The sequence below is a fragment of the Polaromonas sp. genome, assembly GCF_041689105.1.
Taxonomy (GTDB): Bacteria; Pseudomonadota; Gammaproteobacteria; order Burkholderiales; family Burkholderiaceae_C; genus Polaromonas.
Genome location: NZ_JBDNGU010000150.1, coordinates 1 through 11,137, shown reverse-complemented (window position 1 = coordinate 11,137; position 11,137 = coordinate 1). Strand labels below are relative to the sequence as shown.

Annotated in this window: 10 protein-coding genes; 7 read left to right on the top strand and 3 right to left on the bottom strand. The window is 62.0% G+C overall.

Going from position 1 to position 11,137, the window contains the following annotated elements; all coding sequences use genetic code 11:
* A partial coding sequence (locus tag ACESMT_RS15750; protein WP_372827540.1) for a 4-hydroxyphenylacetate 3-hydroxylase N-terminal domain-containing protein occupies window positions 1–504 on the bottom strand: 504 nt, incomplete at its 3' end.
* Window positions 505–606: 102 nt separating this feature from the next.
* On the opposite strand from ACESMT_RS15750, the gene ACESMT_RS15745 reads away from it, so the two are divergent.
* The 7 genes from ACESMT_RS15745 to ACESMT_RS15715 all read left to right on the top strand — a co-directional run bounded on the left by ACESMT_RS15745 (window position 607) and on the right by ACESMT_RS15715 (window position 8,348).
* Window positions 607–1,230, top strand: a complete 624-nt coding sequence (locus tag ACESMT_RS15745; RefSeq protein WP_372827539.1) for a TetR/AcrR family transcriptional regulator — start codon at window positions 607–609, stop codon at window positions 1,228–1,230.
* A 209-nt stretch (window positions 1,231–1,439) separates the two neighbouring features.
* On the top strand, window positions 1,440–2,123 hold the full coding sequence (locus tag ACESMT_RS15740) for a TetR/AcrR family transcriptional regulator (RefSeq protein ID WP_372827538.1): 684 nt from the start codon (window positions 1,440–1,442) through the stop codon (window positions 2,121–2,123).
* Window positions 2,120–3,850, top strand: coding sequence for an acyl-CoA dehydrogenase family protein (locus tag ACESMT_RS15735; protein ID WP_372827537.1), 1,731 nt, complete (start codon window positions 2,120–2,122; stop codon window positions 3,848–3,850). The genes ACESMT_RS15740 and ACESMT_RS15735 overlap by 4 nt, the downstream gene beginning before the upstream one ends.
* 92 nt (window positions 3,851–3,942) lie before the next feature.
* Window positions 3,943–4,575 (top strand): isochorismatase family protein, encoded by a 633-nt coding sequence (locus ACESMT_RS15730; protein ID WP_372827536.1) that lies wholly within the window; start codon window positions 3,943–3,945, stop codon window positions 4,573–4,575.
* Between the two features lie 103 nt (window positions 4,576–4,678).
* Window positions 4,679–4,966: an encapsulin-associated ferritin-like protein gene (locus ACESMT_RS15725; RefSeq protein WP_372827535.1), complete on the top strand. Its 288-nt coding sequence runs from the start codon at window positions 4,679–4,681 to the stop codon at window positions 4,964–4,966.
* Window positions 4,967–5,391: 425 nt separating this feature from the next.
* Window positions 5,392–6,369, top strand: a complete 978-nt coding sequence (locus tag ACESMT_RS15720; protein ID WP_372827534.1) for an MDR family oxidoreductase — start codon at window positions 5,392–5,394, stop codon at window positions 6,367–6,369.
* 29 nt (window positions 6,370–6,398) lie between these two features.
* Window positions 6,399–8,348: a propionate--CoA ligase gene (locus ACESMT_RS15715; protein WP_372827533.1), complete on the top strand. Its 1,950-nt coding sequence runs from the start codon at window positions 6,399–6,401 to the stop codon at window positions 8,346–8,348.
* A gap of 92 nt (window positions 8,349–8,440) precedes the next feature.
* Here the strand turns inward: ACESMT_RS15715 and ACESMT_RS15710 are convergent, their stop codons facing one another.
* Together ACESMT_RS15710 and ACESMT_RS15705 are read right to left on the bottom strand one after the other, a co-directional pair.
* A complete protein-coding gene (locus ACESMT_RS15710; protein WP_372827532.1) occupies window positions 8,441–10,096 on the bottom strand; it encodes a FecR domain-containing protein in 1,656 nt (551 codons plus the stop codon).
* A gap of 78 nt (window positions 10,097–10,174) precedes the next feature.
* The coding region (locus ACESMT_RS15705) for a surface lipoprotein assembly modifier (RefSeq protein ID WP_372827531.1) at window positions 10,175–11,137 on the bottom strand (963 nt) is incomplete at its 5' end.

Below are 11,137 nucleotides of genomic sequence, written 5' to 3'. Positions count from 1 at the left end.
CGGGCGTTTGCTGCGGTCGCCCTTGGCGTCGGTCATCGCAATGCCCAGGGTCAGGTCCTGGTCCTGCACGCGGTGCAGGTAGTTCAGGAAACGCGCAGTGTTTTCGGTCGTGCCGCGTGCGTCGTCGATGCGTGCCGAAACCTGGCCGATGGCGTTGAGCGCATCGTGCGTCAGGTAGCGCTGGGCACAGCCGGTCTCCTGGCAGACCAGGCGCACCGCCTCCAACTTGTTCAGCAGGTCGCCGCTGCTGGTGTTGATGTGGGAAAGCCGGTTGACGGTTTTGCCGCTGGTGTGCTGCACCGCCGTCATGATGGGCGCGTACTGCGCTTTCAGTGCGTAGTCGTAGGTCAATGCAATGGCGTTGATGCCGGGGCCGAAGCCGCGCTCATCGGCCACGCTGGCCACCTGTTGGCCGTCCAGGAACACCCGGGGTTTGTAGCGGCGCAGCGATTCACGGAAATCATGGCCAGACATCAGGGTGGCGGCGGAGGAAGGCGCGTTCATGGGGAACTCCTGTTAATTGAAGTTATTTTAAACACTGTTCAATTTAGTGGTCAAACGTTTAAACAAAAAAACTGCCTGCGCTTTTGCGTTTATATTCAGTGCATGCAAGCCAGAGCCCAACGCCGGCAGACACAAAGCGATGCCCGCCGCAAGGGGGTGCTCGATGCCGCACGCGCGGTGTTCGAGCGGCTGGGCATTGAAGGCGCCAACATTCGGGAAATCGCCAAACAGGCGGGCTATACGCCGGGGGCGATCTACTCTTACTTCGAAAGCAAGGAGGCGATCTACGGCGCCTTGCTCGATGAATCGCTGGAGCGGCTGAATGCGGCGGTGGATGCAACGGGCGCGAGCGGCCTGACGCCGGCCGATCTGCTGGAAGCCAAGGCCGGCGCCTGGTTCGGCTTTTACGCCGCCAACCCGCGCGACCTGGACCTGGGGTTTTATCTGGTGCAGGGACTGAGGCCGCGCGGCTTGAGCTCCGAGCTCAACGAGCAGCTCAACGACCGCCTGCATGACGCCCTTCGCCCCTGCGAAGCGGCGCTGCAGGCGATGGGGTTGGGTGCCGAGGAAGCTTTGCGCGAAAATACCGCTTTGTTTGCCCATGGCGTGGGCCTGTTGCTGCTGCAGCACACGGGCCGCATCCGCATGTTCGGGCAAGATGCGACTTTGCTGTTTGAGGCCTATCTGATCGCGCTGGTCGAGCGCCTGCAGCGCCGCGGCCTTTAAGCCGCCTTTTCAGCGCGGTTCGCGCATCGCGATTTTAAAAAATGACAGAGAGCGCCCGCAGCCCAATGAAGACAGGCGCAGGAAGCTATTAAAAAAGTAGCCAGTGATTCATGGGTGATGAATCTTACGGAGGCGGGCTGGGTTGGGCTTGTTCGGATCAAAAAAATGAATTACAGTTCACGCCAATATGAATTGAAATTCATTTCTTCATGGCCTACCGCCGAACCGATCACGTCGAAGCCCGCCTGGCGGATAACCGCAAACGCATTCTGGCCGCCGCTCGCTCGCTCGTGAGCGAAGGCGGCTGGCCGGAAGCACGGGTCGGCCATGTCGCCAGCGTCGCCGGCCTGGCAACCGGGAGCGTATACCGTTATTTCCCGTCCAAGGCCGACTTGTGCGTTGAAGTGCTCGCGGCCGTGTCCCAGCGCGAGGTCGATGTCATCAGCGCCATCGCACAAGCCCAGGACGCACCCCGCGATCGCCTGCACACGGCTGTCACGACTTTTGTCAAACGTGCCATGCGAAATCGCCGGCTGGCGTACGCCCTGATTGCAGAGCCCTGCGACCGCGAAATTGACGAGGCGCGCCTGACTTACCGCCACGCGATCAGCCAGCAGATCATGCAGATCGTGCGTGACGGGCAAGCCAGTGGCGACTTCCGGCCCGACATCGGGCCGAGCATTGCCGCAACGGTGATCGTGGGCGGCTTCATGGAAAGCCTGATCGGCCCGCTCTCGCCCCTGAACGCCGATTTCAGCACCTCGGAAGGCGCGGGGATCGAAGCCGTGGGCAAGCTGGCCGGGCAAATTGCTGAAGCCTGCTGCGCGACCGTGCTGGCCCTGCCAACAGCGCGAACCACGCGCCTACCCCTTGAAACCAGGAGACAAACATGAATGCACCGATCCCTAGCGCCCACCTGTTGCCATCGCAGCAAGGCACAGGCTCCGCTGGCCGTTACGCCACCCACGTGGTGCTCAATCAGGCCGCCGGCACGACAGGCTTTAACGCCTTCACGCAGGACGCCGTGCTGTCGGCCGCAGTCGAGCGTGAAACGCCCTGGGCCGCAGCGCGCTGCGAAGCCTTGGGCCAGTTGGCGGGCGATGAAAGCGTGCAGGAGCTAGCCCGGCTGGCCAACCGCAACCTGCCCGAATTGAAGACGCATGACCGCTACGGCAACCGCATCGACTGGGTCGATTTTCACCCCAGCTGGCACCAGCTGATGGCGCTGGCCTGGAAGCATGAGGTGCATTCGCTGGCTTGGACGGCACCCGGGCCGCAGCCGCATTTCGCCCGCGCCGCGCTGTCTCTCCTGTGGAACCAGGTCGAGCATGGCACCGGTTGCCCGACCGGCATGGCGTACGCGTCTTTCGCCGGTTTCCAGGCCGAGCCTGCGCTCAGGATCTGGGCCGAGAAGCTGCTCGGCACCGAGTACGAGTTCAGCCGCCGCGAGGTGGCGCAAAAGCCCTCCGTCGTCATCGGGTACGCCATGACCGAAAAGCAGGGCGGTTCGGACCTGCGCGAAACGCAGACCACGGCGGTGTTTTCGCATTCGGCCGACTACCATGGCGCGACCGCACACTGGTACGAACTCACGGGCCATAAATGGTTTTGCTCGGTGCCGCAATCCGACGGCTTTTTCACCCTTGCCAAGGTGGCGGGTGAAGTGACCTGTTTCTTTCTGCCGCGTACCTTGCCTGACGGAAGTTTCAACCGCTTTTTCATCCAGCGCCTGAAGGACAAATGTGGCAACAAGTCCAATGCGTCCAGTGAAATCGAGTTTGCCGACAGCCTGGCCATCCGCGTCGGTGCCGAAGGCGCGGGCATCCGGGAAATCCTCTCGCACGCCCACCTGACGCGGCTGGACTTTGCCGTGGGTTCCGCCGGCCTCATGCGGCAGGCGCTGACGCTGGCGCTGCAGCACACCGGCACACGCTGCAGCTTTGGGCTCACGCTGGCCAAACAACCCATGATGAGCAATGTGCTGGCCGACATGGCGGTCGAGGTCGAAGCCGCGACCCTGCTCGCACTGCGCGTAGCCAAGGCCACAGACCACATCGAAAGCAACGCCGGAGAAAAAGCTTTTGCACGCGTGGCAACGCCGATGGCCAAGTTTTTCAACTGCTCGCGTGCGCCGGCGATTGCCAACGAAGCCTTGCAGTGCCATGGCGGCAATGGTTTCATCGAGGAGAACCCCATGGCCCGCCTTTACCGCGAGGCGCCGCTGAACAGCGTCTGGGAAGGTTCGGCCAACATGATGTGCATGGATGTGCGGCGGGCGATGCGCCGGGACGCGGCATGCCGCGAGGCCTTCATGGCAGAGCTGCAGCAGGTGCGCCGCATGGATGGCCGCTTTGACATTTTTGTGGCGGCGCTGGATCCGCTGATGGACCGGGCGCTGGAAGATGAATTCCTGGCGCGCCCGTTGACCGAGGCCATGGCGCGCGCGGTGCAGGGTGCGGAATTGCTCAGGCATTCCACGACAGAAGTGGTGGACGCATTCATGGACACCCGCCTGGGCGGGCCAGCGGCAAGCTGGGGCAGCATGTTCGGCGCCATGGGGCCGGCCGTGTCGCAGGCGCAGGCGGCGCGGATTGTGGCGCGGGCGTCGCCCGCGCGCTGAGGCTTCATGGTCGCATGGCGCAGCGGGCGGCACTGTGCGGCCATCATGGCGCTGATATGCGGGCGCTTATCATTGGCAAAAAGGAAAGAATGATGCTGCTGGATGCTGATGACTCCCAACTCGTGCTGGTCGATTACCAGGCGCTTCTGATGCCCGCTATTTTTGAAAGCGAACGCGTGCTCGCCAATGCGCTGCGCCTGGCCCGCATGGCCAGGCTGCTGGAAGTCCCGCTGTGGGGCACGGCGCAAACGCCCGAGAAGTTGGGCCCCAATGTGCCGGAGCTGCAAAAGGCGATTGAAGAGGCCGGCGGAAAAATCCTGAACAAAACACATTTCAACGCGGTGGCTGACGGGCTGGGCGACTGGCTACGCCCGCCAGCGCGCAAGGCGCCGCCTGGCCCGCCCCGGGGCAATGCCCGCAGTCTGCCCAAACATTTGCAGAAAGCGCCCGAGCTGGACGAAGAGGCCAGGGGCGTGGTTGTCATGGCCGGTTGTGAGGCCCATGTGTGCCTGCTGCAGACCGCGCTGGGTTTGCTGGACGAAGACTTCGACGTCTGGGTCGTCACCGACGCCTGCAGTTCACGCACCGAACGCAATCGCGACGCCGCCTTTGACCGTCTGGCCGGCGCCGGCGCTGAACTGGTCACCACCGAGATGGTGGCGTTTGAATGGCTGGGCACGGCGGAACATCCGGCCTTCAGGGACGTGCTGGCTTTGGTGAAGTAGGGCGCGCCGGAACTCACCCGGCGACACTACTGAACCAGAACCCGGATCACCGTGTTCCGGCCGGGTTCTGCTATAAGAAGTCATTGCTACAGGAGAAAATGCCATGTCCAGTGTTGGTTACCACGAACCCTTCGACGAACTGTCCGACGAAACCCGGGACATGCATCGCGCCATCGTCTCGCTGATGGAAGAGCTGGAGGCGGTGGACTGGTACAACCAGCGCGCCGATGCCTGCAAAGACCCCGACCTCAAGGCCATCCTCCAGCACAACCGCGACGAAGAAAAGGAACATGCAGCCATGGTTCTCGAGTGGATACGCAGGCGTGACCCGAAGTTTTCCAGTGAGATGAAGGACTATCTTTTCACGGACAAGCCCATCGCGCACAAGTGATGTACGCGCTTCGAGCGGCGGCGCGGCCCGTCTGGAAGCTGGCTGGACCGTTTTTTCTCTCGAGCCCAGCGATAAGCAGCAGATACCGTGCGCACCCCAGCCCTTCTCGCGCCTTTGCCCTTCATGCTTGCGGGACTCGCCTTTGTACGACACGCAACCTTTGAGACCCAACCACTCAAGCCAGAAAGGGGGCTGACAGCTGCCGAGGCGGCGATGGGTGCTTGCCGGCAGCAGGGCGATCAGGTCGGCGTTGCAGCGGTTGACTCTGCTGGTCTGCCCCGAGTCTTTCTGCATGGCTGTTTCGTGGGTCTCGACACCGTGGATGTCGCCACAAAGCGTGGACGGTTGTCAGTTCCCGCGTCAGCCCTGCGAAAGTCTGTTATCAATAATTATGAATTCAGTTTCAGCAATAACCGGAGACAAACGTGTTCAAAGCCCTGCAACTCAACAAATCGGAAACCGGCTTTTCGGCTGGCATCGTTGACCTTGACGAAGCGTCGCTGCCAGCCGGTGACGTGCTGGCGCAGGTCGAGTATTCGACGCTGAACTACAAGGACGGCCTGGCGATCACCAATGCCGGCCCGGTGGTGCGCAGCTGGCCCATGGTGGCAGGCATTGATGGCGCAGGTACGGTGCTGGAATCCACGCACCCGGCTTGGACGACTGGCGACCAATTCATCCACAACGGCTGGGGCCTGGGCGAGACGCGCTGGGGCCTGATGGCCGAACGCGCCCGGCTGCAAGGTGACTGGCTGGTCAAGCTGCCAATCGCCTTCAGCACACGACAGGCCATGGCGATAGGCACGGCGGGTTACACCGCCATGCTGTGTGTGCTGGCGCTGGAGCGGCATGGCCTCAAGCCTGGCGACGGCGAAGTGCTGGTGACGGGTGCCACCGGCGGCGTCGGCAGCGTGGCTGTCGCCTTGCTGGGCAAGCTGGGTTACAGGATCGTGGCTGCGACGGGCAAAACCAGCGAAGAAGCCTATCTGAAGCAGCTGGGTGCGGCGGCGGTGATGGACCGCGCAGAGCTGTCGGCGCCGGGCAAACCGATGCAGAAAGAACGCTGGGCTGCGGTGGTGGACGCGGTGGGTTCACACACGCTGGCCAATGCCTGTGCGCAAGTGCGTTACGGCGGCGTGGTGGCCGCCTGTGGGCTGGCGCAGGGCGCGGACTTTCCCGCGACGGTGATGCCTTTTATCCTGCGCGGCGTCACGCTGGCGGGCATTGACAGCGTGATGGCTCCCCTGGCACGCCGGCAGCAGGCCTGGGACCGGCTCGCGACCGACCTGGACCCGTCCAGGCTCGAAGCCATGATTGAAGAAGTGCCTTTGGCGCGCGCGGCAGAAAAAGCGGCCGACTTGACGGCGGGCAAGGTGCGCGGCCGCGTGGTGGTCAAAATCTGAGCTGCACAAGAAATATCTGGAGACCAGCGATGACAAGTTACGCCGATTTTTACCGCCAGTCCATCGACCAGCCCGACGCCTTCTGGACCGAGCAGGCCAAACTGATTGATTGGCAGCACCCTTTCTCGCGTGTCTGCAACGACGACAAGCCACCTTTTGTGCACTGGTTCGAAGGCGGCACCACCAACCTCTGCCACAACGCAGTGGACCGGCACCTGAAAGACCAGGCGGACCAAGCGGCGCTGATTTACGTCTCGACCGAGACCGGCGTCGAAAAAACCTACAGCTTTGCCCAACTACATCGCGAGGTGCAGCACATGGCGGCCAGCCTGCAGGCGCTGGGCGTGCAAAAGGGCGACCGTGTGCTGATTTACATGTCCATGGTGGCCGAAGCGGCGTTTGCCATGCTAGCCTGTGCGCGGCTGGGCGCCATCCACTGTGTGGTCTTCGGCGGCTTTGCCAGTGGCTCGCTGGCTTCGCGTATCGACGATGCGACGCCCAAGGTGATTGTCAGCGCCGATGCCGGCTCGCGCGGCGGCAAGATCGTGCCTTACAAGCCACTGCTCGATGAAGCGATCCGCCTGTCCAGCCACAAGCCCGAAGCGGTGCTGCTGACAGACCGCGGCCTGTCACCCATGGCTCTGGTTGGCGGACGTGACCACTTGTGGACTGACCTGCGCACGCAGCACCTGGACGCGCAGGTGCCCTGCGCGTGGCTGGATTCGACCGACATCAGCTACACGATTTACACCAGCGGCACGACCGGCAAACCCAAGGGTGTGCAGCGCGATACGGGTGGCTACGCGGTGGCGCTGGCAGCCAGCATGAAACACATCTTCGACGGCCGCGCCGGCGAGACCTATTTTTCGACCAGCGACATCGGCTGGGTGGTGGGCCACAGCTACATCATTTATGGTCCGCTGATCGCCGGCATGGCCACGTTGATGTACGAGGGCCTGCCGACGCAGGGCCTGGACAAACAACCCGACGGCGGGATCTGGTGGCGCCTGGTTGAAAAGTACAAGGTCACGGCGATGTTCAGTGCGCCGACGGCGGTGCGGGTGTTGAAAAAGCAGGACCCGGCGCTGCTGAAAAAATATGACCTGTCCAGTCTGCGCGCCTTGTTTCTGGCGGGCGAGCCGCTGGACGAACCGACGGCGCGCTGGATCAGCGAGGGCTTGAGAGTGCCCATCATCGACAACTACTGGCAGACCGAAAGCGGCTGGCCGATTCTGACCATCGCCAATGGTGTCGAGAAAAAAGCCAGCAAGTTTGGCAGCCCTGGCATTCCCATGTATGGCTACAAGGTAAAAATTCTGCATGAGTCGACCGGGGAAGAACTGACACAGCCCAACGAAAAAGGCGTGGTTGTCATCGAAGGCCCGACGCCACCCGGCTTCATGCAGACCATCTGGAAAGACGATGCGCGCTTCGTCAACACCTACTGGAAGACCGTGCCAGGCAAGATGGTCTACAGCACCTTTGACTGGGGCATACGCGATGAAGACGGCTACTACTTCATCCTCGGCCGCACCGACGACGTGATCAATGTGGCCGGGCACCGGCTGGGCACGCGCGAGATCGAAGAAAGTATTTCGGGCCACAATGCCGTGGCCGAAGTCGCGGTGGTGGGTGTGGCCGACAGCCTGAAAGGGCAGGTGGCCATGGCGTTTGTAGTGCCCAGGGACGGCGCTGTACTGACCGACAGCACGGCGGCACTCAAGCTCGAAGGCGAGATCATGAAACGCGTGGACGGCGACCTGGGTGCGCTGGCCCGGCCAGCGCGTGTGCGTTTTGTGTCGCTGCTGCCCAAGACCCGGAGCGGCAAGCTGCTGCGGCGCGCGATCCAGGCGGTGTGCGAAGGCCGCGACGCGGGCGACCTGACAACCATGGACGATCCGGCGGCGTTGCAGCAGATCAGGCGATTGGTGCAGGCCGTCTGGCGGCCCGCTGTCCTGCGGGTTAAGCCGACCTGCTGACAGGTGCATGCGGCGCTGGCAGTGGCTTCACGCAATCCTCAAAAATCGTATTTTCCCCAAATTGCGCCTGTAACAGGGGCTTTGCGCCAAGCCTACTGTTTTGTGAACCCAATCGCACCCGTGACATTGTCCCCGGCAGTGATCTCCTTTATGAAAGTCAAGCCCGCTCTGCTGGCGCTCGAACCAACAAAAAATCCTTTGACAAAGCTTCCGCTGAAGGTTGAAGCAGAAATGGTCGCCCTGTCAATGAACGAGGCGACGGTGCCGAAGGAGGTGTTGACAGTGGCCTTCACAATGCCGCCACTGAAATCGACCTCCAAGCCGGTGCCAGCAGCGAGCGTCCCGACTGTGATTCCGCTGGCATTGATGCGGGTCGGGAAACTGCTGCCGGCAAAGACGTAGGTTGCCGTACCGCTGCTGGGCATTTGAGCAGTCAAGGTAAGCCGGCCGGCTAAATAATGGAAATAGTCCAAGGATGAGGCGCTGCTGGTGGCTTGGGTCCAACTGCCCCAGCCCAGAAAATCCGCCGCTGAGGCGACCCCGAGGGAACCGGAACTGATGACCGCCCCGCTGCTGGGCCCCACGGTCGCACCGGACGACGAGTTGACGACCTTGATCAATGCCTGGCTTTCGAATGTGCTTGTCAGTACGCTGGCCGAGGCGAACTGGTTGCCAGTGACTGGACTGGTGAGGTTTGCACGGTCCGTTGCAACGGCCAGAACCGAGATGTTGGTAAAGGTTTGCGTTGCAGGTGCAGGTGCAGGTGCAGGTGCTGGCGCAGGTGCAGGTGCAGGTGCAGGTGCAGGTGCTGGTGCAGGTGCTGGTGCAGGTGCAGGTGCAGGTGCTGGTGCTGGTGCAGGTGCGGGTGCGGGTGCAGGCGCGGGTGCAGGCGCGGGTGCAGGCGCGGGTGCAGGTGCGGGTGCAGGTGCAGGTGCAGGTGCAGGTGCAGGTGCAGGTGCAGGTGCAGGTGCGGGTGCAGGTGCGGGTGCGGGTGCGGGTGCAGGTGCAGGTGCGGGTGCAGGTGCAGGTGCAGGTGCAGGTGCAGGTGCAGGTGCGGGTGCAGGTGCTGGTGACACCGAAACAATGTCCACTTTCCCCGTTTCGTTTACCTTGTCGCCCACCACAACAGGGTCTTTCTTGGCTTCTGGCGTCGCCACCTTGGGCTGCTCGTTTGTCCGCACCGGCGGCGTGACGCTGTTGATCACCCTGACGGACTCGCCTGCTACCAAGCCGATGCAGCCGCTCTGGTTGCAGACTTCAATTTTGTCCAGTTCGCTGGTGATGCCCAGCGTGCCGTCAGGGTTGTAGCCGACCTTGAAGCCGGAACCGCGAATACCAATGGTTGCGGTGGTGGTGGTGAGTTTGTAGTTGTCGCGGTTGCGTTTGCCGATCAGCCCGGTGATGGCGCGCATGCTGCCGCGCAGCAAGTCCACCAGGAAACGGTCCTGCTTGGCGTCGTTCTGATCGACGTAGCTGGCGATTTTGAATTCGGTGTTGGGCTGCAAGGAAATCAGCCCACCGTCTGTGAATTTGACTTGTGCCCGGCCGTTGTTGCCCGTGATGATGGCGTGGCCACTGTCAATATCGCCACCTTTTGCCAATGCAGTGGTTCTGCCATCTGTCTGGCGCACGTTGACTTCACCGGCGGTAAATTGCGCGACCCCCGCCAGGGCATGGGCCTGAAGCGGGTACACGGCCGCCAGCGCCATCAGCAGGGCAGCGTTTTTCAAGGGAAAGGTGGTATTCATGATCAAGGCCCTGCCTGATGGTTCAATCGTCTGTATCCGGATGGTCGCATGGGAGGCGTACCCGCAGAAGATGCGTGTCTAAAACTCTTTGCGGACGGTGACAGACAGTACGCGTTTGCTGAAGTCAGAAATGGCGATGTTGGAGCTCGTTCTCAACAATGAGAGTTGAGGCGTGATGCGCCAGCTCACCACGGGTACCCAGTTCAAACCCAGGTTCAGATTGCTCTGGCTGTCACGCCGGGTGACCAGAAACAGCGGGTCTGCGCCGCCGTAATGCCGTTTTTCAAAGCCCACGCTGGCAAACAGGTCCACATCGGCATTGACCGACTGCTGCAAACCCGCACGTAAGCCCGTCAGCCGGTGACCGAGATGCGGCACGCCGGAAGCGCGCTCGTTTTCGCTGCCAATGTAGCCACCGCCAAACACCACCAGCCCGCCACTCAGGGCAGTGGCGTAGGAAGTACCCAGCACATAACGATGCGCATTACGCAGGGTTTGCCCCGGGTAACGCAAGCTGGACAATTGCACATAGCTGCTCCACTGGCTGGCCTCATCGGGCCGGTAAGTCCATTCGCCGACAACCCCGCCCTGGTCCCGTACCCCGCGGTTGTCGGCTGAATAGGTACCCACTTGGGCCACCGCGCTGAATTCATTTTTGTCGAGCCGGTAAACCGCGCCGGCGCTGAGGTCCACCTGGTTGGTGTCAAAGTCGTTGTAGTCGTTGTTGAACCGAAAATTGCCACTTGCACTTGCTATCACCGACAGCCGCGGATCGATCACATAACGCCCTGAAACACCCGCGCCCACAGTGTAAAAACTGTCTTTCAATTTGACGGCGCTGGGGTTCAGGGTCAACACCAGACCGCCTAGGGAAGGCACAGCCACGTTGGCGTTGGTGGGGCCGCTGTTGATGTTGTTGTCTGTGCCATAACTGGTTTCCACATAAGCCTTGAGCGACGACCGGGCGGCTTCTTCGTTGCGGTCTATGGCCAGCAGGAACTCGTCTATCTTGCGAGCAACTTCTGGCGGAATGCTTTCGCG